At 49.0% G+C, this 22,822-nt stretch carries 24 protein-coding genes and 1 tRNA gene; 5 read left to right on the top strand and 20 right to left on the bottom strand.

The window, feature by feature from the left end; all coding sequences use genetic code 11:
- Positions 1-28 precede the first annotated feature (28 nt).
- The 6 genes from pyrF to rsmB form a co-directional block, all read right to left on the bottom strand.
- Entirely contained in the window at positions 29-733 is a 705-nt protein-coding gene (gene pyrF, locus JWJ90_RS17200) for an orotidine-5'-phosphate decarboxylase (protein WP_205228451.1), read from the bottom strand.
- Positions 730-1,062 (bottom strand): hypothetical protein, encoded by a 333-nt coding sequence (locus tag JWJ90_RS17205; protein WP_205228452.1) that lies wholly within the window; start codon positions 1,060-1,062, stop codon positions 730-732. Before JWJ90_RS17205 ends, pyrF begins: the two co-directional genes overlap by 4 nt.
- Before the next feature lie 70 nt (positions 1,063-1,132).
- The gene (locus tag JWJ90_RS17210) at positions 1,133-2,452 is read right to left on the bottom strand and encodes a PhoH family protein (protein WP_205228453.1); all 1,320 of its coding nucleotides are present in this window, start codon (positions 2,450-2,452) and stop codon (positions 1,133-1,135) included.
- A gap of 118 nt (positions 2,453-2,570) precedes the next feature.
- Entirely contained in the window at positions 2,571-3,677 is a 1,107-nt protein-coding gene (locus tag JWJ90_RS17215; protein ID WP_205228454.1) for a M24 family metallopeptidase, read from the bottom strand.
- A gap of 2 nt (positions 3,678-3,679) precedes the next feature.
- Positions 3,680-4,267 (bottom strand): DUF6657 family protein, encoded by a 588-nt coding sequence (locus JWJ90_RS17220; RefSeq protein ID WP_205228455.1) that lies wholly within the window; start codon positions 4,265-4,267, stop codon positions 3,680-3,682.
- Between the two features lie 473 nt (positions 4,268-4,740).
- On the bottom strand, positions 4,741-6,105 hold the full coding sequence (rsmB, locus tag JWJ90_RS17225) for a 16S rRNA (cytosine(967)-C(5))-methyltransferase RsmB (protein WP_205228456.1): 1,365 nt from the start codon (positions 6,103-6,105) through the stop codon (positions 4,741-4,743).
- A gap of 431 nt (positions 6,106-6,536) precedes the next feature.
- Between rsmB and JWJ90_RS17230 the strand changes: the two genes are divergently transcribed.
- From JWJ90_RS17230 to JWJ90_RS17240, 3 genes are all read left to right on the top strand, one after another.
- Positions 6,537-8,513 carry a hybrid sensor histidine kinase/response regulator gene (locus JWJ90_RS17230; protein WP_205228457.1) on the top strand — a complete coding sequence of 659 codons (1,977 nt, stop codon included), beginning with the start codon at positions 6,537-6,539 and terminating at the stop codon, positions 8,511-8,513.
- A gap of 145 nt (positions 8,514-8,658) precedes the next feature.
- Positions 8,659-8,745: transfer RNA gene (locus tag JWJ90_RS17235), tRNA-Leu, on the top strand.
- A 141-nt stretch (positions 8,746-8,886) separates the two neighbouring features.
- Positions 8,887-9,966 (top strand): tyrosine-type recombinase/integrase, encoded by a 1,080-nt coding sequence (locus JWJ90_RS17240; RefSeq protein WP_205228458.1) that lies wholly within the window; start codon positions 8,887-8,889, stop codon positions 9,964-9,966.
- 185 nt (positions 9,967-10,151) lie between these two features.
- On the opposite strand, the gene JWJ90_RS17245 is transcribed toward JWJ90_RS17240, so the two are convergent.
- The 6 genes from JWJ90_RS17245 to JWJ90_RS17270 all read right to left on the bottom strand — a co-directional run bounded on the left by JWJ90_RS17245 (position 10,152) and on the right by JWJ90_RS17270 (position 15,138).
- Positions 10,152-10,427 carry an HU family DNA-binding protein gene (locus JWJ90_RS17245; RefSeq protein WP_205228459.1) on the bottom strand — a complete coding sequence of 92 codons (276 nt, stop codon included), beginning with the start codon at positions 10,425-10,427 and terminating at the stop codon, positions 10,152-10,154.
- Between the two features lie 82 nt (positions 10,428-10,509).
- Positions 10,510-10,863 carry a recombinase gene (locus JWJ90_RS17250; RefSeq protein ID WP_205228460.1) on the bottom strand — a complete coding sequence of 118 codons (354 nt, stop codon included), beginning with the start codon at positions 10,861-10,863 and terminating at the stop codon, positions 10,510-10,512.
- A gap of 15 nt (positions 10,864-10,878) precedes the next feature.
- Entirely contained in the window at positions 10,879-11,595 is a 717-nt protein-coding gene (locus tag JWJ90_RS17255; protein ID WP_205228461.1) for a hypothetical protein, read from the bottom strand.
- Positions 11,595-13,040, bottom strand: a complete 1,446-nt coding sequence (locus JWJ90_RS17260) for an HD domain-containing protein (protein WP_240195009.1) — start codon at positions 13,038-13,040, stop codon at positions 11,595-11,597. The genes JWJ90_RS17255 and JWJ90_RS17260 overlap by 1 nt, the downstream gene beginning before the upstream one ends.
- Entirely contained in the window at positions 13,037-14,401 is a 1,365-nt protein-coding gene (locus tag JWJ90_RS17265) for a type IV secretory system conjugative DNA transfer family protein (RefSeq protein ID WP_205228462.1), read from the bottom strand. The genes JWJ90_RS17260 and JWJ90_RS17265 overlap by 4 nt, the downstream gene beginning before the upstream one ends.
- Positions 14,392-15,138, bottom strand: a complete 747-nt coding sequence (locus JWJ90_RS17270) for a hypothetical protein (protein WP_205228463.1) — start codon at positions 15,136-15,138, stop codon at positions 14,392-14,394. Before JWJ90_RS17270 ends, JWJ90_RS17265 begins: the two co-directional genes overlap by 10 nt.
- Before the next feature lie 321 nt (positions 15,139-15,459).
- Here JWJ90_RS17270 and JWJ90_RS17275 point away from each other — a divergent pair, with 321 nt between their 5' ends.
- A complete protein-coding gene (locus JWJ90_RS17275) occupies positions 15,460-15,837 on the top strand; it encodes a hypothetical protein (RefSeq protein ID WP_205228464.1) in 378 nt (125 codons plus the stop codon).
- A gap of 68 nt (positions 15,838-15,905) precedes the next feature.
- On the opposite strand, the gene JWJ90_RS17280 is transcribed toward JWJ90_RS17275, so the two are convergent.
- Positions 15,906-17,597, bottom strand: a complete 1,692-nt coding sequence (locus JWJ90_RS17280; protein WP_205228465.1) for an IS1634 family transposase — start codon at positions 17,595-17,597, stop codon at positions 15,906-15,908.
- Between the two features lie 100 nt (positions 17,598-17,697).
- On the opposite strand from JWJ90_RS17280, the gene JWJ90_RS17285 reads away from it, so the two are divergent.
- Positions 17,698-18,441: a tetratricopeptide repeat protein gene (locus JWJ90_RS17285; protein WP_205228466.1), complete on the top strand. Its 744-nt coding sequence runs from the start codon at positions 17,698-17,700 to the stop codon at positions 18,439-18,441.
- Between the two features lie 115 nt (positions 18,442-18,556).
- On the opposite strand, the gene JWJ90_RS17290 is transcribed toward JWJ90_RS17285, so the two are convergent.
- The 7 genes from JWJ90_RS17290 to JWJ90_RS17320 all read right to left on the bottom strand — a co-directional run.
- Complete coding sequence (locus tag JWJ90_RS17290; protein WP_205228467.1) at positions 18,557-19,126, bottom strand: hypothetical protein; 570 nt, start codon at positions 19,124-19,126, stop codon at positions 18,557-18,559.
- A gap of 7 nt (positions 19,127-19,133) precedes the next feature.
- The gene (locus tag JWJ90_RS17295; protein ID WP_205228468.1) at positions 19,134-19,385 is read right to left on the bottom strand and encodes a hypothetical protein; all 252 of its coding nucleotides are present in this window, start codon (positions 19,383-19,385) and stop codon (positions 19,134-19,136) included.
- Between the two features lie 49 nt (positions 19,386-19,434).
- Positions 19,435-19,863: a ubiquitination-like system serine protease family protein gene (locus JWJ90_RS17300; RefSeq protein ID WP_205228469.1), complete on the bottom strand. Its 429-nt coding sequence runs from the start codon at positions 19,861-19,863 to the stop codon at positions 19,435-19,437.
- A complete protein-coding gene (locus JWJ90_RS17305) occupies positions 19,860-21,059 on the bottom strand; it encodes a ThiF family adenylyltransferase (RefSeq protein WP_205228470.1) in 1,200 nt (399 codons plus the stop codon). Before JWJ90_RS17305 ends, JWJ90_RS17300 begins: the two co-directional genes overlap by 4 nt.
- The gene (locus JWJ90_RS17310) at positions 21,034-21,303 is read right to left on the bottom strand and encodes a multiubiquitin domain-containing protein (RefSeq protein WP_205228471.1); all 270 of its coding nucleotides are present in this window, start codon (positions 21,301-21,303) and stop codon (positions 21,034-21,036) included. The genes JWJ90_RS17305 and JWJ90_RS17310 overlap by 26 nt, the downstream gene beginning before the upstream one ends.
- Positions 21,304-21,400: 97 nt before the next feature.
- Positions 21,401-21,955 carry a hypothetical protein gene (locus JWJ90_RS17315; RefSeq protein WP_205228472.1) on the bottom strand — a complete coding sequence of 185 codons (555 nt, stop codon included), beginning with the start codon at positions 21,953-21,955 and terminating at the stop codon, positions 21,401-21,403.
- 680 nt (positions 21,956-22,635) lie between these two features.
- On the bottom strand, positions 22,636-22,822 hold a 187-nt coding region (locus tag JWJ90_RS17320), incomplete at its 5' end, for a hypothetical protein (RefSeq protein ID WP_205228473.1).

Below are 22,822 nucleotides of genomic sequence, written 5' to 3' on the forward strand. Positions count from 1 at the left end.
CGACCGCCCTTGGAAGTGCAAGCTGAGGTTATGCCAGTGCCTGGCCTATCTCCCGTTGAATTGCGCTGATACAGGCCTCGGGATCTTTGGCGTCGCGGATGGGGCGACCTATTACCAGGTAATCCGAGCCATCGGCAATGGCCCGTCCTGGCGTGGCGACTCGCTGTTGATCGTTGAGATCAGCACCTGCCGGTCGAATTCCCGGGGTCACCATAACAAATTCCTGGCCCAGTTGCTGGCGCAGCAATGGTGCCTCCATGGCGGAACAGACAATGCCATGGCAGCCGACGCTGAGCACAGTGCGTGCGCGTTGCAGCACCAGATCTTCGACGGTTCCCTGGTATTGCAACTCGCTGACCTGTTCTTTGCCAAAACTGGTCAAAACAGTGACCGCGAGAATCTGGATGCCGGTATCCGCTTCCAGGGCCGCCTCCACCACCGGGCTGTAGCCATGGACAGTGGTCAGAGAAATCCCACGATCGGCAAACTGCTCAACCGCCAGTTTCACAGTCGCCGGGATATCATAGAGCTTGAGATCAAGCATGACCTTACAGCCCTTGCGGACAATGTGCTCCACCACACTCCAGCCACCGGAGAAAAAGAGCTGCATCCCCACTTTAAAAAAACGAACATGGTCAGATAAACGATCGACCAAGGCTATAGCTTTGCGGGGGTCGGCCACGTCCAGAGCAAAGATTATGCGTTCTTCCAGGGGAATATCGGTCACGTTCATGCGCTGATCATCTCCTCTTTGAGCATACGGTCGGCAAAATCGAGCACAAACTGACGTTGGGCAGCAGTGGCCTGGGCGATACAAGTGCAATGCATATTGCTGCCGCTACGCACCAACAGCTCAAAGCGAATGGCGCTTTCTTCCAGCACCACGGTGCAGTAAAAAGGTGCACAGTCACCATGGCCAATCTGCTCCGGGCCGATCAGGTCGGGGGGAATTTCAAGAAAATACACCCCCTCCAGTCCGCCGGGTTTCAGGGTCCGTTTCAGGTAACTATCCAGGGAATCGCGTTCGAGAAACGAGATCTCGTCAATCATGTACTGTCGCATACTTTGCTTCCTTTACTGCCTTTTTGTGTAGAGTGTCGCCTGAGCACTAAAAATTACGTGCACCAGCTTCTTACAGGTACTCAGCCGCCAGCGAGGCCAGATGGCTGCGTTCGGAACGGGTCAGGGTAATGTGCCCACAGGTCTCATGCCCTTTGAGTCTCTCCACGGTGTAACTCAGCCCGTTGCTGCTGGCGTCGAGATAGGGGTTATCAATCTGCTCGGGGTCTCCGGTAAGGATCATCTTGGTGCCCTCTCCGGCACGACTGATGATGGTTTTCACCTCGTGCGGAGTCAGATTCTGGGCCTCATCGATAATCACATACTGACGCGAAATAGAACGCCCACGGATATAGGTCAGGGCCTCAAGCTCAATGCGGTCTTCTCGCAGGAGTCGCTTGATGCCGAGTTCGGCCGCGGCATCCTGTTTGCCGCCGTTGGTCAGCCCCATGAGATAGCTCAGATTATCAAAGATGGGCTGCATCCACAGCTTCATTTTTTCATCCTTGCTCCCAGGAAGATAGCCAATATCCTTGCCCAGGGGAATCACCGGTCTGGAAACCAGCATTTTTTCGTACTTGTCCGCCTTGATCGAGTTCGCCATACCGGCAGCCAGAGCGAGCAGAGTCTTGCCGGTACCGGCCTGCCCCACAAGCGTCACAAGAGCCACCTCCGGGTCCATGAGCAACTCCAGGGCAACCCGCTGTTCCATGGAACGCGGACGAAGATTGAAGGCGCTGTCAAACACCGGGTTCAGGGGTCTGAGCAGGTTGCCCGCCTTGCTTGCACGGCCAATGGCGGTATGCTTTTCATTTTGAGCGTCCACCAACAAGACAAACTCATTGGGAAGGAATTCTTCATCCGCAAGCTCAAGCTCCTTTCCCTTGTAGAGATGGTCGATCTTCGATGCGCTGACCTTTATCTGGCGCCAACCGGTATAGAGCTGGTCAAAATCCGCCTTTTCCTGCTCAAAATCCATCACCGCAACGCCCAGTGCGTCGGCTTTAAGTCGGGCATTGATATCTTTTGAAACAAAAATAACCCGCCTGCCCTCTTTATGGAGCCGGTAGGCGGTGGCGATAATTCGATTATCCGGGATATTCAGGTCGATGCAGGTGCCGCAGTCGTCCTCCTTTTCCATGGTGATCCAGACCTTCCCGCCGTCTTCGGTGGGGACGCCTTTTCCCAGACTCCCCTGACCACGAAGTTGATCCAGGGTACGAATAACCTGGCGGGCATTGCGCCCGAGCTCGTCGTTGTTCTTTTTAAACTTGTCGAGCTCCTCAATCACCGTCATCGGCAGGACAACCGTATTATCGGCAAAACAGGTGATCGCCGCGTTACTATGCAGCAACACATTGGTATCAAGAACAAAATGTTTATCAGCGGACATGCAACTCCTGCTGGCTGGGGTGGGTAATCATTCAATCGATGCAACCAGGCAAGCCGGTCCCCCTTTGACTCGGCACGCCAGATCAGGGCCTATTCTCCTCTCGAGCCCCTCACGCCTTTTACAAATCCAGACTCGTCGTATCCGTGTTGATGACCTCTGCACCGTCCTCTTGCACTATCACCATGTTCTCCAGGCGAATACCGCCCCAATCAGCAAGGTATAATCCCGGTTCAACCGTGACCACCATACCGGTCTCCAGCGTATTGGTCCCACGGGGAGAGAGCCGGGGATCTTCATGGACCGCAATGCCCACTCCATGCCCAAGCCCGTGCCCAAAGGCATCGCCGTAGCCAGCATCGTTGAGCACCTGACGGGCCGCCCGGTCCACCTCCACACCGGTGACACCGGCGCGGATGGCACCAATCCCGGCAAGCATGGCCTGGCGCACCACCCGGTGACGTTCAATAAATGTCTGATCAGGCTTGCCCGCCACAAAGGTGCGGGTCATATCCGAGCAGTAGCCATTAAGAATAAGCCCCATATCGATCAGCACCAGATCGCCTGGCTCCAGGACCCGATCCGTGGGTACGGCATGGGGTTTGGCCGCGTTGGTACCAAAGGCGACAATGGTCTCAAAGCTTGGTCCCTCAGCCCCCATCTCCCCCATGGTCAGCTCGAGGGCAAGGGCAATCTCCCGCTCGGTCATGCCAGGCTCAATGGTCTGGTAGACCGCCTGAAAGACCTTTTCATTCAGCGCCTGGGAGCGCCTGAGCAACTCCAATTCCTGTGGATCTTTAATTGCTCTAAACTGCTCAATCAGGTTGGATGTGGCCTTGAGCGTCAGTTCTCGGCTGGCTGCCATTTTCTCCAGTTTCTGAAAGGTCGAGTAGAGAAAATACTCGCTTTCAAAGGCCAGGGTCTGAACCTCCAGAGAATGGCAAAGGGTTTCCACCGCCTGCAACATCCCTTTGGTGTAGGTCTCCACCGTATAGAGCGGGGCCTCTGCTTCCGCCTGGAGGGTAAAGCGGGAATCAGTGAGAAGAATGGGGTTGCCCGATGCCGGTATCAGGAGATAGCCTGCGGTTTCCTGAATACCGTGATCGGGTGCGGTATACCCACTTAAGTAACGGCGATTATCCGGCTGCGAGACAAGCAATCCATCGATTTTTTGTTGTCGCAGACTCTTTTGGAGTCGCTCTATTCTCTCCTGTTGGGGGGCATACATAATCAGATCCCAAACCAGGCGGAAAGCTGCGCTTTGAACTGCTGCAGGGCCTGACCGTACTGTCCATCAAGATCGGCTTCGAGCTTGGTCCACTGCTCCTTGAATTGCGGCTCAGTGGTGGGATCAAAGTCAATACTGTCGGGTTGCATGCCTTTGCTCATCATCACCTGCTCAATCTGCATCCGCACCTGCTGCGCGAGCTGATCACGTAACTGCTGACGATGCTGACCATACTGCAAGGCAATAGTCTGCAACTCCTGACAGAGCGCCCCCACATCCGGCGTGGCAGCGTTGAGCTCAACAATACCGGCAATAGCCCGCTGCAACCGCTCTATTCCTTCTTCGTCGCGGGGCAAGAAGAGATTACGGACAAGCGATCGCAACATGCCCTTGGCAATAACCTCGTGATCCGCTGCGGGAAATTCGCCAAGAATCTCCCCCAAGGAGGGTTTGCTGCCGTTTAAAAAATCGACCGTGCTCTGCATGCCCTTCTTGGTATTCTCTTCCTGACGCATTTCCTCTGGCGTGGCCATGCCCATACGGGCGGCGCGCTCCATAACCAGGTCCATGGTCGATTTTATTTCAGCCATTGTCGAACTCTCCTTCTCGCTCAATAACAGCGGATGGCAGGCTTTAAGGGAATATGCCTGGGCCGACCGTCCCTGCATTGAAGGGCAGTGTTTGGGGGGATTCAGATGTACATTGCACTCCACGCAAGACCAGCCTTGCGGGGAGGTATACCTTTGTCGATTTTCTTTATCCTGAATCCGTGAGCATTCATCAGTGCGCCAGTTTCGTTGTTTGTGACATGCCGATTAAAGTAAACTTTATCGGTATGTTGCAGGCAATAAAGGTGGCGTGCTAATGGATGTCCCAAAGGGCGGTGGGTGCAACTGAACAATACATGAATTTGAAAATACGTCGTCTTATTAAAAAGATGCGTTGTTTAGTAACCACCCGCCGTCACGGATTCGGGTTTATCTGCAACAGCCGGTATTTGGTTCCGGCCTCAGATGTTAGGATTGTGTTTGTAAGTGGGGATTATAAACACTGATCGGGTAAACTACAAGCGGCCTGCAGCGGTGAGACGTGCTGCAAAAAAACCATCCAGACCATCAGCGGGGTTTGGCCGTAAAAATCCGTGTCCATCGATGAGACGATGTGCATTCTCCGGGAGAAAGGTTCGGGCGTCTTCCATGGTGAATGCGGGCAACTGATCAAGAAACTGCTCAATCACTCGATGATTTTCCTCTGGCTCCAAAGAGCAGGTCGCATAGACAAGCACGCCACCGGGCTTCAAGAGCTTTGCAGCCGTGGCCAGCAACCCAAGTTGCAACACCTGATACTGGATAAAATCTTCAGGGGTACGGTTCCAGCGAATATCGGGTTGCCGACGAATAACGCCGGTTCCCGAACAGGGGGCATCAATGAGAATGGCGTCGAAAGCTCTGGGCCGAGTGGCAGCAAAATTCTCTAAATTCGAGCGCACCGCGATAACAGCCTTCTGGTGCCCCAAACGAAGAATATTTTCCCGCAAAAGTCGGTAACGGCGGCTATCCGGCTCCACAGCTGTTACGGATCCACCGAGGGGTAACATCTCCGCCAGGTGCGAGGTTTTCCCGCCAAGGCCTGCACAGCCATCGAGCACACGTGCTCCCTCAGGCAGGTCCCCAACCAATAGCGAGGCCAATTGGGCCGCCTCATCCTGCACCTGAAATCGCCCTTCGGCCATGCCGGGCAAGGAGACGACTGAGCCAGGATACTCTTTGACAATGAGCGCCTGGGGGCTGAAAAATCCGTTTTCAACCTTGATCCCTGTTTTTTCCATCAGCTCTTTGAGTGCCTGACGGCTTCCCTTACGCCGGTTGACCCGCAAACTCAAGAGAGGTTCATGGTTGTTGGCAGCACAGATCGCGCGCACCTTTTCCATGCCCAACTCTTTTTGCCAGCGGCTTATCATCCAGGCTGGATGATTGAGCACAGGCGGGTCTGCTTCGGCTAATTGCTGGGCCGAAGGCAAGGAACTTCGTTTTCTGGCAACATTGCGCAAAACTCCATTGACAAAACCAATGAGCCAGGATGGCTGTTTGGAGCTTTTCAGGGCATTGACCGTGGTGTTGACTGCCGCAGATTCGGGAATGCGACTCAGAAAAAGTAGCTGGTAGACGCCAATGCGCAGAACCATCAGGGTGCGCGGTTTCATCTTACGTAGCGGATGTTTGGAGAAACGGCGGATGATCTGATCTAGATATTCCTTTTGCCGCAAGACACCGTACACTAAGGTCTTCACCAAAGCTCGATCAATGTCAGCCACCTGTTCAATGGCATCATGAAACAAAAGATCGACGGAGTTGTGGGTTGATGCCCAGAGGCAGAGCATGTCAACCGCGGCAGCACGCGGAGAAACCGAGGGGGAGGATGTGGCCATGAATAAACAACCGGAAAAAAGAAAAGGGCAGCGCCGCATACTGTTGGGGCGCATAAATGCTTACGGGTTCAGCAACGTGGCAGCACTCTGCCATGAACAGAGTGAAATGCAATGTTTTTTGTGCTGCATATAGAATTACAGGAAACAAAATCTTTCTCCCGCCTGCCCCATGTTCAGCCTTAATGGGGCGAGGGCATTGCCGTTATTACGTTTTCCTACTTTGCTCTTCTTTCGGTTTGGCTCTATAATTCTGTAAGTAATGTTATCTTTTTTGATTTCCAGCCACCGGCTACACAGAGAATATTGCCACCCTTTGTGGGGAGCGGCTGGTATCCTGAAGAGTAGTCTGTCATGACAGAAAGGGGTTCTGAGACGAATAACCAGAAAAGCAGTTCAGAGTACGCTGTGCCTGGCGGAACTTTTTGCAAGGAATGGATACACAGTTTCATCAAACGCTGCCCATTTCGGCAGCAATTTTTGATAAAAACATGGTCTACCTTGCCTGCAGCGATCAGCACCTGAATGATTTCGGGCTCAGTGAAGAGCAGGTCATAGGAAAAAACCATTATGCACTCTTTCCGGCCTTGCCCCAGAAATTTCATGACGCCCATCAACAGGCACTGCATGGCTCTGTTGTCAAAAGCGACAACGACAAGTACACAATGCCCGATAAATCAATCCGCTACACCAGTTGGGAGTGTCACCCCTGGTATGACGCGACGGGCGATATCGGTGGCATGATACTCTATGCGGAAAACACCACCGAGCGGACACGCATCCTCCAGGAGGCAAAAGATCAAGCCGAGCGGGAACAGGCCAAATGGCTGACCATTCTTGACCACGTCAGCAGTGGTGTCGCGGTCTTCGACGCTTCCGGGAATCAAATTTATGCCAACAATAAGCACCTAAAAATCTACGAGTTTGACGAGGGAGAGGAAAAGCAGCTCAGCAGAGAGTATATTGCTCGACATTTTGTTGTCCAGACCTATCCCGCCCTCAGGGTCCTTCAGTACAATGAATGGCCTTCCCCCACCAGAGTTCTCAAGGGCGAGTATCTCGATGGAGAAACGTACCATGTCAAACGCTTAGACAAAGAGTACGAACGGATTTTAATGCTTTCCGGTGTCCCGATTTTCAATGCGCAAGGCGCTGTGGAACTGGCGGTCCTTGTCAGCAACGATATTACGCAACAGGTTGAGCACGAGGAACAGAACAAACTCATGCAGCTACGCATGGAGCAGACACAACGGTTGGAAAGTCTCGGGGTGCTGGCCGGAGGCATTGCCCACGATTTTAACAACCTGCTCATGGCTATTCTCGGTCACGCTGATTTAGCTTTACTGAAACTTTCCAAACCTACCCCTGCCACGAAAAACCTGGAAAGCATCAAGAGCGCGTCTCTTCAAGCAGCGGACCTTTGTACACAGTTACTGGCATATTCCGGGCAGGGAAAGATCGAGGAAAAGGAGTTTTCCATGAGCAAGCTGGTCCGAGAAATGGCCCAGATACTCAAAACCTCCATTTCAAAAAACTGCGTGCTTAACCTGAACCTTCAAGAAAACCTTCCGATGACGGTCGGAGATTCATCGCAGATGCGCCAGATATTAATGAATTTTGCCATAAATGCCTCCGATGCGGTTGGAGAAGGAAGCGGCACTATCAATATCTCGACCGACAGCATGTTTTGCCCGCTCGATTTTTTCACAAACGATTTTGTGATTAAGCCCACACATCCAGGTCTGTACATCACGCTGGAGGTCTCTGACAATGGCCCCGGCATGGACAAAAAGACGCTGGAACACATCTTTGAGCCGTTCTTTACCACCAAATTCACCGGCCGTGGACTGGGGCTTTCAGCTATTCTTGGTATTATCCGGTCCCATGATGGCGGTCTCAGGGTTAATTCCGAGCCCGGCGCAGGGGCGACCTTCACTGTCTTTTTCCCGGCACTCGGCAACACAGAAGGGGAAGAGACTGATGGGACCAACACAACAGAGCAAAAAAGTGAAGGTTTTGTAGGCAAGGTGCTGTTGGTTGATGACGAGCAAATCGTCCTCGATGTTTGCACCGGGCAACTTGAAGCGCTCGGACTGGATGTCTTGATCGCCCGAGATGGGATGGAAGGCATTACAATGTACCAGAAAAACCGACCAGAGATCGATCTGGTTATCCTCGACCTCACCATGCCGAAAATGGGTGGCCAAGAAACCTTTACAATACTCCGGCAGTTGAATCCCAACGCAAAAATAGTGCTGGCAAGCGGCTATGCAGAAGAAGACGTGACCACCCGATTCTCGGGAGAGAAGCCCTCCGGATACCTGCGAAAGCCCTATACCCTCGAACAACTCTCTCACGCGTTGTCCGGTTTGCTCTGTGAACAATGCCTATCTCCCACAAGGCTTGGCTAGTGTCCGGTCAGAAATGAGGATTTTTGAGTAAAAAAAACTCCCGATTCGCATCGGATGCCTTGCAAAATGAGGTAGAGTTCACAGAACTCAACCTTTCCCCTTGACAGGGAAAAGGAGGTTAAGGTAAATAGAGTCGCACATTTATGCCGGAGTGGTGAAACTGGTAGACGCACTGGACTCAAAATCCAGCGACCGCAAGGTCATGTCGGTTCGATTCCGACCTCCGGCACCAGTTGACTTTAGGGCTTTATCCTTGTAATATCAGGATAAAGCCCTTTTTTTATGTGTGGCTGATTTTTTTCATCTCCTGTGATCATTTGCTGTTTGTTGCTATGTTTTGTTCTTCAAGTGGAGCAAAATTGGAGCAAAAAATATGGCCCGGATTACGAAGCGTAAAAAAATGAATGGATGGAGCTACCTTGCGACCGTCCGCATTAAAGGATATCCGTCAGTATGCCGGACATTCGATACGAAAGGTGAGGCATCTGCCTGGGCAGCCAAAACCGAGGAGAGTATCAAGGCCAAGAAGTACAACGATCCACGCTTGGCGATGAATGTGAATTTTGGCCAGGCCATAGAAAAATATCTCGACACTATTTCCTGCAACAAGGCTGTCACCACCCATATGCGGGAGAAGGCCTCTGCGGCCCGACTAGTGGAGCAAATTGGAGCAGAAACACCGTTCGGCTCCATTTCCACTTCTATCGTGGCTCAGTACCGGGATAGCAGGCTGAAGGAGGTTTCAGCATATTCAGTCCGGCAAGAGTTGGCTTTGCTTTCACATCTTTTCACAAAAGCTAAAAAAGAATGGGGAATTCCTGTCGATAATCCTGTTTCCGGGATAGAGCGCCCAGCTCCGCCTCGTGGAAGAACCCGCTTTTTGACAGAAGAAGAAGCTTCCAAACTGTTGGATGCTTGTCGTAAAGCCAGAAACAAAAGTCTCTTCTATTTCATTCTGACACTTTTACATACAGGAATGCGGGCATCTGAGGCTGCCGGTTTGTATTGGCGTCAGATCAATTTCGAGAAAAGAGTAATTTATCTACCTGATACCAAGAATAAAGATTCCCGCTGGGTACCACTAACCAAAGAGCTTGTAGCCGAACTATCCAAGCTGAAAGAACTCGCTGGAGGACAGGATGGAAAACTGGTCTTCTTGGATGAGGGACAGCTGCAGACAGACAGGGTTAAAGCGAGGCCAGGAATAAAATTCAGGGAAGCCTTTGATGCCGCCAAAAAGCGGGCCGGTTTACCTGATATACATATGCACGACCTCCGTCATACTGCCGCCAGTCATTTGATCATGGCTGGAGTTGATATCCGTACTCTCGCTGATATCTTAGGTCACAGAACCTTGCAGATGGTGCAGCGATACACTCATTTACTCCATGACCATAAACTGGAAGCTATCGATAAAATAGGCAATTTAGGGCGGAATGCTGCTAAAAAATAGCTTGATTATGGCAGGGGGGATTGTTCAATGAAGGTGATGCGCGAAATGTAACCCTTTCCATAAAATTTGAGAGGAAGCGCATAGTTAATGGATGATCAGTCCCTGTAATGCATTTGAACCTATAGCAAGTTTACGCTGTTTACCCATAAACTTGCTATACCTTCGTCACCGGATTCTTCGAATTGTTATATGTTTGCCGAATCGATCAGCTTAGTACCGGCTTTGAACTTCACCACTTTCCTGGCTGGTATCTGTATGCTTTCCCCTGTCTGAGGATTACGGCCCAGACGAGCGGCACGGTTGTTAACAGAAAAGGTGCCAAAACCAATCAGAGAAACTTTGTCACCAGCCGCAACAGCATCGGTGATGGTATTCAGTATGCTGTTCAATACCTGTTCTGTTAGCGCCTTTGTCATATCGCAATCTTTTGCTACTTTTTCAATGAGGTCGGCTTTATTCATAATGATCCCTTGAGTCCTTGATTTAATGTTTGTAAAAACGGCATGTTGGTTGGAATAGCAAGGCCTCCCTTGTCTTGCAAGCTTATTCTTGACTTTCCTCACCTTCAGTCTTCATAAATGCATCGATCTCTCGGGGAGTGTAGTAACGAAAACGGATTCTTTTGCTTAATCTCGCCGTATAGTCTGAGAAAGCCATAACAATTTCTCGCCCTTCAGCCATGAGCTCTTCCCCTTCTTCGTGGGAAATGCCATTCATTTCCCCAAGTTTGGCTTTGAAGTGCGCATATGCCATGTCAAATTGTCGAAGAATATCGAACATGGTTGAACCAAGGGGAGAGTTGACTTTCAATACCCGGGAGCCACGCTCTTTGGCCATATTGATTTTTTTCTCCTGGATTTCCTGCCAAGACGGTTTAGTGTCGTTTCTTTCGGCCATCTACACCTCCTACAGTTACGCTGAAATAGTCCTTTTGTTTTTTTTGACTTGATGTCTATGCCATAAATCCAGAAAGTACACCGACCCGTACGGGAATATTGCGGCCACCAACATGATGCCGGCGGTTTCCGTCGCGACGGGCAGTAAATGGGGTTTAATCTCAAAGAAGCCGATATAGATGCTTTTGGCTTTGGTCCCAAAATTCTGGGCGAGTTGCCAGATATTCTCAGGTGTGCTTATCCGGTAGAGCACAAGGTAGATCACGTATACAAGGAAAGCTTTGAGCAATAGAGACATTGCCCTTCCCATGAGCAATGAGTTGATAGCCTTTCTGGTGATGTTGCCGACATAATAGCGGCTGATATAGCAACACATGCCTGTGTTCACCAGCAACACGAGGTAAGGGATACTGCCGAAAATGAAGTGGCTGAACCAATCCAACTGTTTGAAGACAAAAGGGAAAAGATAAAAATGAAATACCGGAAAGAGCAAGACCATTACAAACCCTTCGTGAAAGCCGCTTTTCAATCCTATCTTAAAAAAATCTAAGGTACGCTCCAGGGTGAGAAATTCAGCCGGTATGTTCTGCCCCTTGCTTTCGATGACGTAAAATTGTTGAACCTCGGAAATGGCACTGAGGAGATTCTTGGGCCTGTATATCCTGCCACCATCGGTCGTAATAATCTGGGCGTTGGTGTCATTCTGCCCTTTGTTCTCCCATTCTCTGCCCATCAGTCATCGCCCTCGGAATGATCGTCGTCGAGATAGGGACTGACTTTAATGATATCCCGCAACATCTGTGGTTTGACCTGTTCCATTTCAGCAATGGATCCAAAAGGCTCTGCATGGAATGGTGTGTAGTACCCTTTGATAGTTTTGCCGATTTTCCGGGTTACATTAAAGTATCCCCCGAAAAAGGTGTCTTTTATCAGCCCTCGGTCGATTACATTGTGATCTGCTCGGAGCTGATGAACGATAGTGTATAAGACGCCTCGCATGGATTCGTCCTTGTTCGCCATGGTGGCGATTTCCATGCACCCAGCTTGTTCCGCCATTTTTCGCGCCACCTCTTCAAGCACCTTGGCCTGGAAATAGACCCGGCCATCGGGCATTGAAAACGCCAGAAACCTGCGGCCAAACATCTTGTTTATATAGGGTTTCAAGTTGTCCAAGAATTGTGAAGCCTCGAACCATGATGAAATGTCGACCATTTGCGGCGCGGTTTTTGGCTTTCTGGAGTTGGTATTGTGTTCTTGGTTATATATGTCTGCTTGAGCTTGCCATGCTGCATTGTTATTTGTGCCTGGATCAATCGTGGTAGCTGATAGTGGTGGCGCGTGTTCTTTTGTATCCGCAAAATCTTTTTGTAGGGTGGTACTCTCAAGTTCCTTCTGCCTTGCCTTCTGGTCGGCTTTTTTCAGTGTTTTGCCGAGCAATCCTTTTGGCATCTTGTGGTGGAGTTTTATTGCCTGAAGAATCTCATCCTTCTTGGGAAGTTTTTCGAACTCGCTGATTCCGGTAAATGCGCGCCCGGCGGCAAGAGGATGTTCTCCCACGGAATAGAGATACCCTCGCATGGATTCAAGTTTGCCCATATCGTGGGCCAGGGCTGCTATCATTGTGTCGGGGATAACATGCCATGCCTTGTTTTCAGAGAGCAGTTGGACCACCTCTTCCGCGACGTTGAGAGAATGATCCAGTAGGCTTATTCTGGCCAGAAGTTGGTACGTGTTCTCATCCCATCCTCCTTCTACATCTCCACGAATGTCAACAACCGAAGGGCACTCACCCTGTTCGTCGAGCAAGGACAATAACCGAGCGCAAACAGTCTTTTGCTGCGGAAAATTTTTAAACCAAACACCGTTAAGGATGTTTTCCATGAATAACGTTACCCGAGGATTCTGAAATAGGATGGTTTTACTGCTTGCAGCGAGAGACTGCTCATCTCGCCACAAAGGAGAGAGTTCTGAAATATGGACTTCTCCGGAACCATCCTCTGTCCATATTTTGGACAAGTCACGTAAATGAATCGTGTTACGAACAACGGTTTCCTTCTTCCTGCTAAAGGCTAAAACTGCAAAAAAGGTAAAAATGAGCAGAACTGCGAGAATCAGAAAGCTGCCATTCCAGCCAATTGCTGTGAGCCAATCGATGATGCACTGTATTGCCTCCTTCATCTCTCACGGTTTGCCATCGTCAGCGTCGTTCCAGCCAGATCAGGAAAAGTAACTTTGAGCTTGCTGTCAGGCACTGTTGCCGTCTTGCCCTTATACGTGCCGGAATAGGTGTTCAGGAATACCTCCCGAGCCGCCATGTTCAGGACCTCAGTATGTTTGATGCGGACTTCCTCGGTCTCACGTATCGATAGTCCGCCGCCGACAGAAATAATTGGTGAAAAACGCTTTTCTTCACCAAGGTGCCTGGAAACATAGCTTGCAGTGTTTGCATCCGGTACCCGCATAAACAGTTTGGTATTGCAGTTATCCAGGATCGTGTTGGCACGGTCTTCTCCTACCTCTGCATATAGCTGGCTGATCGATTGGCAATAGCCGTGGATATAGACGCCTGCACCACCCGCTTTGGCAAAGAGGTCTTCGATACCGTTGTAGAGTACTGACTGGGCCTCATCGATATGGAGGACCAGGGGAGGAGTGACGCTTTTACCGCTGGAGTAAACCCGGCCGACAAAGGCCTGTATCATGGAGATGATCACCTTGCCGGCGGTGTATGCCGCTCTTTTGGTCAGGAGTGACCCCAGCTGCACGACCAGAATGATTCCTTTGTTTTGTTCCAGTCGCTTGATGAAACGATTCTCATCCGCCTTGCCGATGATCTGACCCACATTGCCGGACGTCAACTCGGTCAAAGCTACACGGAGAGAACTAGCGACTTTGGAATAGTAGTCTGCAGGAGTCGAGAGAATTTTCTGCATATCCCTGGAGAGCTGCTCTGCTTCCGGGGTGTTGATATAATCAAGTTGCTCTTTGAGCCGCTCCAGGTCCTGGTGGCTGATATGATTTTTAATGTCGTTGAGATTAAAGGAAGGGGTCGCCCCGTTCACCTCGGCTAGCATGATCAGTGCTTGCACCACTACCAGGCTTACCTCATAGGCAACTCCAAAAAAATATGGTTCGCGGCCAACTGCAACCCCTGCCGTGATATGTGCGACCAATTCTTCCGGCATGTAATATGAGGAAAGGGGATCAAGGATGGCGCTGTATTGGGGGAATATCGGAGTAATCAACATCAGGTCATGGAGACGTCCGGTAGCGTCGGCCAGTTGCGTGATCTTTGAAAAGAGATCAATGTCCCCCTTTGGGTCAATTGCCACCACTGAATAACCCTTGCTGATGTCCTGCTCGATGATGTGTTCCATCAACCGTGTTTTTCCAACCCGGGTTGTACCGAAACACCAGAAATGCCCCTTGCGGAAATGATCAGGAAAGCCCAATTCGACAATAGTCTCTAGGCGATCAAGGTGGACACCGGTGCCGATATGTGTCCACAGGCCTTTTTTCTTCCTCGCTTTCAAGAACATCGCTGATTCTGAGTAAATTTGACCTGTAATGGCTCTCCAAGCTCCTTGGAAACGGCGACAATTGCAGATTTTGGGATGCGTCTGGAGGTTACGACAAAACTCTTTTGCCCCACATATCGTTTAGTGCAACGAATAGTGATGTTATCTGCAACACCAACAAGCTGTTCCTTTAGCAATGCCTCGACAAGGTATTTAGATACCCGATCGAGCATTACTTTCAGCCTTGGGGTACCGCTCAGTACGACAGGGTCTACTCTGCGAATATGAAAGGCCCGTTTCTTTCCAATCGAAAAGGAAGAAGAATTTTGATCGTGAAGACCAACGCGATTGAGAGGACAGATAGCTGTTACGGTTTTTCCCGGGAGGATCTCAATCTCAATATGATAGTTTTTTTCGCAATCAATGACGGTGATATCGCCCCAACGTATTTCTTTTTCATAATACTTGTACTGCCTGGTTTGCTTAAGCACCGCTGCCATGGACAGACTCTTTTCCAATTGTCTGAGAATAGAGTTTGTGCCTCGCATTTTTTCTAAATCGATAACTCGTTGGAGAACTATGCCACCAACTTTTTCGAATGCTACGGCTTCGGGCTTGAGATCATGGCGGAAGGTGACCATCACTTCAAGCCGGTACCACTGGGAGAGAATTGCAGAGAGTACCTTTTCCATCTCAGCCATGACTTCATTGATGGTCAACCCATATTTTTCGGCAAAAAGGAGCATGATTTCCTGCATGAGCTTCACATCCTTTTGGTCTAGAGGAAAGTGATCCTGTTTTTGTACGTTCTATAACCTTTTTCCGAAAGGGTGGACGGTTTATGCAGGTTGGAGGCAAGACTTTCAAGGATGTGTTGGATTTATTTGATATTTAAGGGAACAGTGTTAGGATGAGTAGTGTAAGTAGCACAGAGTGAGGAGCTGCATGATATCAAGTGGAAATGATCCCAAACGGCGATGAAGAATCAAGAAACTTCTATAGGAAAGCCTACTCTTTTGGAGGTGGCAGTCAAATATCAAGTTGAGGACCTCCGTGGTGCCTCAATCCCTGGAAGTCGTATGACTAAAATACTGGAGCAGTTGGAATCTGGTCAGTTGCTTTCCAATTTTACTCTGGAGTATTTACGCAAAGAAGGTTTTCTCTCACTATCTCGCTATGCTCGAAAGGAAATTTCGTTTCCCGATTATTTGAAAGCAGCTGAAAAAGAAAAACATCAACGCTGTTCTGTTGCTGAAATAAAGGCCCTTAGAGAGGAGGCCGAACAGACGCGAAAACGAGAGGCCTTACAGGCCAGGATGAGACGGGAGCAAGAAATAGCAGCTGCGAAAAAGCGAGCCTTTGACAGTGATCCAAAGAATATTGCAAGGGCCAAGCAGAATGAATTAAGGGCTAAATATGAGCTCTCTTACTTGGGTTTGCGGTCGGTAAGTTTATGAATCGGCGCAATCCCACGGCACCACTGCCCTCGCGAGGAATGGCAAAACGAGGCGTGTGTCTACAAATCTCAGGCTATTTCTTCCAGGTGGAGAACCTGCTTGGGAGGGCTAATGTTTAATGATTTTAATATCTTTTTTGCTTCATTGGAGAGCTCGTTGCGCATGAGCACACGATATTTTAAATCAAAAAATTCTGTCACCTGGAGCGTGTCCAGCGACCGCTGAATCTGATGCCACGATCTGCCACACGCCAGTTCGGCAACCCGCTCGATGAGCAGTGCCAGCACACAGATTTTCACATGGCTCTCGATGCGTCGGGGAGCCCAGTGATACATCGGAGTCAGCCGGATCTGGGTTCGCTTGAGCGAACGGAAGCAACGCTCGATGACCATCAGGCCCTTGTAACCGCAAGCCGCATCTTCCAGACTGATGGTGTCGTCATTGGTTTCAATCACCCATTTGCCGTCGTAGGCGGCGGCATCACGAACGGCCTGTCGATCGATACGCAGCAGCCCGGATTTGGTGGTGCGCAGGTACCGCTTGAAGCGGCGGGAGGCGAGCAGTTCGATAGCCCACTGAGCCGAAGTCGATTGGTTCTTGTGCCTGCCAAGCTCAGCTTCCAGCAGGTCGATGATCATCTGTCGATGCGCTGCCTGCCGCTTGGCCTCCTTGGGGTTGTAGCACAGGATGTAGCGCCGGCGACGCTCGCCGTCACCAACGATCACTTCCTTGGCCTGGAGATTGTCTCGGAATACCGTATAGCGGCCGCGTTTGCTCAGTACCTCCCGCTTGATCTCAGAGGTAGTGGCCATCCGGCAGGCCAGCAGATACTTGCCGCAGGCCCGGGCCAACTCGGACCGGTTGTCAGCGGAGTTCATGCCGGAATCGGCAACGAACATTGCCCGGCCCAGGTTCCAGCCGCGCAGATCGGCCCGGATCTGCTCCACTGTACTGACATCGGCGGTATTACCGGGGAAGACCCAACTGCGCACGGGGATGCCGTCACGGGTGACGGCCAGGGCGATCACCACCTGTGGCGACCAAGTCCCTTCTTTGCTGTGCCCGAACTTACGCAAGGCAGCACTTTCTTCAGAATCGGAGTCATCTTCGGCGTCGATATGGAAGGAGGCGGTAGTGGTATCGTAGAAGATCAGATCCACCTCCAGATTGAACAGATTGGCCGTGCTAAAGAAGACGGCTTTCTCCACCGCTTCGGCATGATCGTGGAGCACGTCCATGGCCTGGTAGAGCTGCCGCAGCTTGAGCGATGTGCAGGACGGCAGGTAGACGGAGGAGAGCCAACGGTCCCAGACACCGAGTTTAGACTCGGGGTCGGACAACCGGTTGGCCACCATGGCCAACAACGCTCGCTCATAGGGAACGGCGGCCTCCGTTGCTCGTTCAATGTCCTTGAGCGTTTTCTTCAAGCCGAGTCGTTCCCAGAGTGCTTCGATCACCCAGACACAGCCAAGGGCGAATGTCTGCTTGATTTTCATGTCAGCCGGCATACAGCTTCCCGGAGTTGTCGGCGACACGCCGTCTTGAGCGAAAGGATCGGTGACCTGCACGCCGCAGACACGGGCAATGGACGTACACAACCGGACGAGTTCCTGGCGGTCAAGCTGGTCGGCCCGACCGAAGTTGTGGATGATTCTGGCGACTGGCTTCCGCGTGTCCGGGTGACGCTCGTTATGTGCCAGCTGCAGATATTCGACTGTGGAGCCGTCTTTGTTGGTGCGTTTGGTGGTTCTGAGATACATGCTTACGCATATATCATTTTAACCCTATATGATCAAGCAATAAATTTTAATTCGTGTGCCTACACGTTTTGGACTCGGCACGAGATGTGGTAGTGGCTAATTGTTTGGAATTACGAGAGAGAAGATTTTGGAGGACGGTAAAATTGGCGATTTTGAGCCTACTGGCCGCAAACGCAAGTCTTACTTTATAGAGGAAGACTGTTTCCCAAAGGTTATGGATATCCTTCGTCGTGTTGATAGAGGCACACGACTCTCTGAAAAGGATATAGTTTGGCTTTCAACCAAAGGTAAAGAATATTATACCATTGAATTAAGGGAAGAATATCATAGGATTGAAGCCGAGTTTTATGCTTGTGAATTTAAGAAAAGTAAAGATCCATGGTCTGCAGTCAACGCAAGCAGTCACTATCGCAAGTGTGGGAGAGCGAAAATTGCTGATTCAATGTTAACTGCGATTGCATTGTCAAAGCTTAAAAATTCAAGGTTGAAATCTGCAGTTTGCACAACCCATGGTGGAGTAAGACGTGACCTGAGAGAATATGACGATGCGCTCAGATTGGGTGACCAAGCACACCGGCTGACCCCAAAGGATTTTCGTCCGTGCACGCTATTGGGGGCGGTGAATATTGAAATCGGCAACTACGATCTAGGCCAGGCTTGGTACAAAAAAGCTGTTGAGCTGGGTGCTAGTGAAAAATCGGTGGATGATGATTTGCGCAGTATTTTTATGCGTGCAGATAAAATAAAGCAGGAGGAGATGCGTAATCACCTACTCAGGATTGATCCGGTCCGCTACAGCTGGGTGAGAAGGAAGGCTGACAAGAATCGGAAAAACAATCAATAAACCAGGTTGTTTTGGTAAAATAATTTCGATAATCATTTAAAAATTGGCCATAAATCGATTTGTTGGAGATTTGATTCGGATGCAAAAAAAATCTGTAATTTTCTCACTTTTGATCCTATAAGGAATTATCGCTAGAAAAGTTGGATACATTCTTCATGACATTGCTGTGAGGGGTCAGGATAGTCTGTTTGTTGTTATGATCGTAGAACAGCAACATATTGTTTCTGTTTCGAATTGTTGAGCCACTACTGGTGTGCTGTTTTGTCTCTTTTAAATATGTAATTTCCTGAATACCAATAGTGGACTTCTCTTTAATCGCATCTGCCTTTCCAGACGAAAGTATAGTGCCGACTGATAAGATAAGTATTGGCAGAATCGCGGCTGTCATAATATATGGCAGGCTTTCAACATCAACATATCTTGATAGTTTAGATTTATTTAAAGCCCGCTCAACCGGTTTGTAGCCAGCCGCGATAACACCCATACCGTAGAAAAATACAGTAAACTGTTTTACGACCCCGGAAAGAATAAAAATACTCCCGAACACAAGGTATTCCTGAGGTGGAGCCGGCAGTTGAATTGAATCATAACCAAATTCTAAAAGATAGCCGGTATCATAAATGAAGCCTACTGCGTATAAGAATGAAAGAAACGCGAGTGCTAAGAATGAAACGATTCGTAGCATTATTTCCCTATTTTTTCTTCGATGGTTTCTGAGTTAGAGCCGAACCGGCGGCGGATTTTGCAGACTTGCTCGCTGATTTAGACCTTAAAGTTTTTGAGGCTGCAGACGAGGCTTTTTCACCAGTAACCTTATTGGGAGCTTTCGACTGTGATAGTGTCGATCCAGCAGCGGATTTTGCCGCTTTGCTCGCCGTTTTGCTCCTCAGGGTTTTCGATGCTGCTGAAGCTGCTTTCTTGCTTGTTACTTCTTGTTTTGCCATGTTGGACCTCTCGTTTGTTGTTTGAGTACCGCCTGTAATGGAACGCACGTTAAAACGGCCACAGACTCTTTATCACATTCCAAATATTCGATATCCAGGAGAGCGGCAACTTCCTTTGATGTTTTTGCCTATTGACTGCTGTGATGTAGGCTTCTTTATCTGCTTTATCTTTCGCTTGGACTCGCTTAATTTCTAGTTCGGTCATCGAACCGGCCCAAACCACCTGATTTCTTCGAATCCAATAGTGTGATTTGCAGTCGAAACTCCAGTTTCCGATTGAAGGTCTCATTGAGACGCTATCCCCATGCCTGCTTATTGACCAATCGACGGGAGTTAATGGTGTGACTACTTCTTCACCACACCCGCAGCAGCATTTGTGGACAGCAATTTTATAGCGTTCACAGATATAAAGTTTCCGTTCGTGGACATGCTCTGGAATGATATCCACAAATTCTGGTGTTATAGAAAATGATTTCATTTTATTTCAGTCAGTTCGGGCATCTCATCTTTTGTAAGTGAGTGGCTATTTATCGAATAAGTCGTATGATGTACCTGCCTCAAATCTTGGTAGAAGGTGCAAAACTGTTTCCATTTTGCGACCGCAAGGGCAGCATTAAGAGCATTCATGTCAGCGACCTGAATATTGCTATCGTATATACCGCCCTCACTGCCTGAACTCATAGTCGCACGTTTTGCAAAATGATCTTTCTGCTGTGGTGTGCTGAGTGTTACTCGACAGGTGCCGTATATGCAGTTGTTTTCAGGAAGTACATGGAGCTCCATTCCGACGTCAATAAAAGGTATTTCTTGCCTCTGGAGAAACCGACTCAGCAGTTTTCGTACTGGTCCTTTATCGACACACACGAATACAAAATCGAAATCTTGAAGCTCAGAGATGTTGTCTTCATCTAAGTAGACATCATGCGGGTAAATACCTGTACGCATTTTGTCATATTTTTTACTGTAATAATCTACCTTTGGTAATCCTTGTTCAAGTTCTTCTATTGATGCTGCACCTGGAGCTCGGAAGGCGTTATGTTGTAGAAATTTATCACCGTCATAGAGGTGAATTTCACGTGCAGGAGTCTTAGCCACAAGGTCGAGAAGATAAGATCCAGTGCCACCAAGCCCGATAATGGCGATACGATTCATTGCAAGCTTTTCGGAGACTGCAAGAATATTCGCTCTCGTTGAAGCTGAGTCCCAGTATCTAAAAACAGAGTCTACCTCTGTAGACACTATGACTTCATGCGTCCTTGGATCCGCTGCAGGATCAATCACTTTTGCTTCGTTCGAGATGATTGAAATGTAGCTCTTCATTTTTGAATAGAAGTCAGGATAACCGTTAGGCGGTTTGTTTGAAAACCGATGTTGCGCAATAAAGCCTGTCCAGAGTGGAAAGTGTTGTGATGAATGACGAATACTCTCTATGGGCTTTCCGGTGTGATGACACGGGTATTCACCGACAAACCAGACTTGGTGGTCAGCTGGAGATCCTAATTGGCCGACATTGCCATTGAGGTTTGTGACAACAATACCTCGTTTCACTTCGCGCTGTGATGTTACGTAAGGCACTGAATGTACTAATACATGTCCGTGACTAACTTCTACTGCGTAACCTTCTTTCTGGAGTCGTTCCAGGTCAGGATCAAGAACGATTGGTCTTGGTGACATTGAATATCATACCCTCCTTAAGTTTCACTTCCTGGCCGTCCACGAGAGTTCCGTCTTTTCCGTGCGGATTGTCGTAAGCGACTGTATAAACGATGTCTTGATTTGGCTGAACATCTGGGAAGGCGAGTTGAACAACTTCGGTGTAAGAGATGCGTTTATCACTTACTTCTCGTGGTCTTCCGTTAACAATTATTGTGATTGTTTTGTTGTGGCCTGGTGCATGGTCAGCTTGGCTGTTGCTCATTTTCTACCTCATGATTGAGTTTTTGATCTTTGTTGATCCATATCTACAAAGCAAATTTCTCGTTAAATGAACGAGTTTAACGGCACGACAAAAAAAACTATTTTATTCGGTGGTACACATATTCAACTCCACCACTATCAGCGACATTCTCCGTACGAAGTAGAAATCCTTGATTCCATAGTTGTTTGAATTTCATGCTAGCATTTGCAATACTTATATTCGGGTTAGTCGATACAAATTCTGAAGCGCGAGCTTCTTTATGTTTGAGCGCAAATTCAAGGGCGGTGATAGTGCCTTTCGTTGGTTGCAATCCGATGATTTTGTACTCACCGTCATTCCAGACCGTCAATGGTTGCTGCTTTCTTTCAGCAGCTGCGTCCAAATTTTCGAGCATATCTTTGTCTACTGGGTCGATGAAACAAAATCCTTTGTTGCCTCGATATCTCCTTGCTAGTTCAATTAACGTTTCAGAAGCGAACGAGAAATCTATGCGTCTCACATCAGCAAGAGCAATGTGGAATATCATGACACCGGGTTTTGACTCTACAAAGTCAATCAATCGGTTATAGACTTCGCGGCCTTGCGAGCGGCCCCAACCATCGGGGCTACTCATGAGGTTGCGAAGATTTATGACTGCACGAATCTCGTTCATTGTGTTAATTTAATCAGAATGGAGTGATTAGTCAAGTGCAAATTTGAAACATATATGAGTTCCCCAGATTAGCGGGAGAGAATCGTAGCAATAAGCCGTATTCGGTTTATAGCCATCTGAGGACGGTGCGAGCACTACTCTAGAGGTTGGAAGTCTGACGTCGAGTTTGGCTCTAAACTTAATCGCTTTTGCAGCACTTCCTTTAAGTCCGCAACCTCTGTCTGCTCCATGACGCGATATGCCTTGTCTGAAGATTTCAACTAAAAGATCTACATCGGATAGCTGTGCTAGGGACGGTGATTCATTTTTTAACGATGGTCTTAATGTCTCCAAAATTCCGATGCCACTATCAGAGACAGCGACGCTAAGGTTGTTACCTCCTCGATATAGTTGAAGTGAAGCATAGCCATCAAGTTGAGTTCCGCTGTGCGAAAAGATATTATCAATCAGTTCGGCAAATATGGTCCAAGCCGCTCCTTCAAGCTCCTTTGAGTCAGATCTGTGGCTGCAGGAGTTCATTAGTGCGTCAGTCAATCTTGTAGGGAGGTCCTGCTCACGATGCTGTGGATTAATCTGCGCGATTTCGACTAGGTTAGTGTTCGTTCCCGCGAATAGTTCTGCGCCTGAAAAGAAAGGTCTGTCTGGATCAGCACTTCCCGTTATCCCGTAATGCCCTGTTTTTATGGGGTACGAGGGAATTGGTTTTCGTAAACTTTTAGAGAACATGCTTGGTTCCAAAACGGCTGCTCTCCGAGCGCCTCGGCAACGAGCTTAGACGCGATTAACTCATCAAAAATAAACGAAAAATTAATCAGGAGTAGCGTATTTTTTTCTTGACAAAGCCTTGAAGGTAAAAATCGATTTTTT

The organism is Desulfobulbus rhabdoformis, assembly GCF_016919065.1.
In the GTDB taxonomy this organism is placed as follows: Bacteria; Desulfobacterota; Desulfobulbia; order Desulfobulbales; family Desulfobulbaceae; genus Desulfobulbus; species Desulfobulbus rhabdoformis.

Bases quoted from the DNA above. Each gene is read 5' to 3' on its own strand.
- JWJ90_RS17230 (WP_205228457.1), top strand. From the start codon at position 6,537: ATGGATACACAGTTTCATCAAACGCTGCCCATTTCGGCAGCAATTTTT.
- JWJ90_RS17260 (WP_240195009.1), bottom strand. From the start codon at position 13,040: ATGAAGGAGGCAATACAGTGCATCATCGATTGGCTCACAGCAATTGGC.
- JWJ90_RS17220 (WP_205228455.1), bottom strand. From the start codon at position 4,267: ATGGCTGAAATAAAATCGACCATGGACCTGGTTATGGAGCGCGCCGCC.
- JWJ90_RS17305 (WP_205228470.1), bottom strand. From the start codon at position 21,059: ATGTCACCAAGACCAATCGTTCTTGATCCTGACCTGGAACGACTCCAG.
- JWJ90_RS17275 (WP_205228464.1), top strand. From the start codon at position 15,460: ATGACTAAAATACTGGAGCAGTTGGAATCTGGTCAGTTGCTTTCCAAT.
- JWJ90_RS17245 (WP_205228459.1), bottom strand. From the start codon at position 10,427: ATGAATAAAGCCGACCTCATTGAAAAAGTAGCAAAAGATTGCGATATG.
- JWJ90_RS17210 (WP_205228453.1), bottom strand. From the start codon at position 2,452: ATGTCCGCTGATAAACATTTTGTTCTTGATACCAATGTGTTGCTGCAT.
- JWJ90_RS17270 (WP_205228463.1), bottom strand. From the start codon at position 15,138: ATGCAGGAAATCATGCTCCTTTTTGCCGAAAAATATGGGTTGACCATC.
- JWJ90_RS17250 (WP_205228460.1), bottom strand. From the start codon at position 10,863: ATGGCCGAAAGAAACGACACTAAACCGTCTTGGCAGGAAATCCAGGAG.
- JWJ90_RS17240 (WP_205228458.1), top strand. From the start codon at position 8,887: ATGGCCCGGATTACGAAGCGTAAAAAAATGAATGGATGGAGCTACCTT.
- JWJ90_RS17315 (WP_205228472.1), bottom strand. From the start codon at position 21,955: ATGAACGAGATTCGTGCAGTCATAAATCTTCGCAACCTCATGAGTAGC.
- JWJ90_RS17295 (WP_205228468.1), bottom strand. From the start codon at position 19,385: ATGGCAAAACAAGAAGTAACAAGCAAGAAAGCAGCTTCAGCAGCATCG.
- JWJ90_RS17265 (WP_205228462.1), bottom strand. From the start codon at position 14,401: ATGTTCTTGAAAGCGAGGAAGAAAAAAGGCCTGTGGACACATATCGGC.
- JWJ90_RS17215 (WP_205228454.1), bottom strand. From the start codon at position 3,677: ATGTATGCCCCCCAACAGGAGAGAATAGAGCGACTCCAAAAGAGTCTG.
- JWJ90_RS17255 (WP_205228461.1), bottom strand. From the start codon at position 11,595: ATGGGCAGAGAATGGGAGAACAAAGGGCAGAATGACACCAACGCCCAG.
- JWJ90_RS17280 (WP_205228465.1), bottom strand. From the start codon at position 17,597: ATGTATCTCAGAACCACCAAACGCACCAACAAAGACGGCTCCACAGTC.
- JWJ90_RS17290 (WP_205228467.1), bottom strand. From the start codon at position 19,126: ATGCTACGAATCGTTTCATTCTTAGCACTCGCGTTTCTTTCATTCTTA.
- JWJ90_RS17310 (WP_205228471.1), bottom strand. From the start codon at position 21,303: ATGAGCAACAGCCAAGCTGACCATGCACCAGGCCACAACAAAACAATC.
- rsmB (WP_205228456.1), bottom strand. From the start codon at position 6,105: ATGGCCACATCCTCCCCCTCGGTTTCTCCGCGTGCTGCCGCGGTTGAC.
- JWJ90_RS17300 (WP_205228469.1), bottom strand. From the start codon at position 19,863: ATGAAATCATTTTCTATAACACCAGAATTTGTGGATATCATTCCAGAG.
- JWJ90_RS17205 (WP_205228452.1), bottom strand. From the start codon at position 1,062: ATGCGACAGTACATGATTGACGAGATCTCGTTTCTCGAACGCGATTCC.
- pyrF (WP_205228451.1), bottom strand. From the start codon at position 733: ATGAACGTGACCGATATTCCCCTGGAAGAACGCATAATCTTTGCTCTG.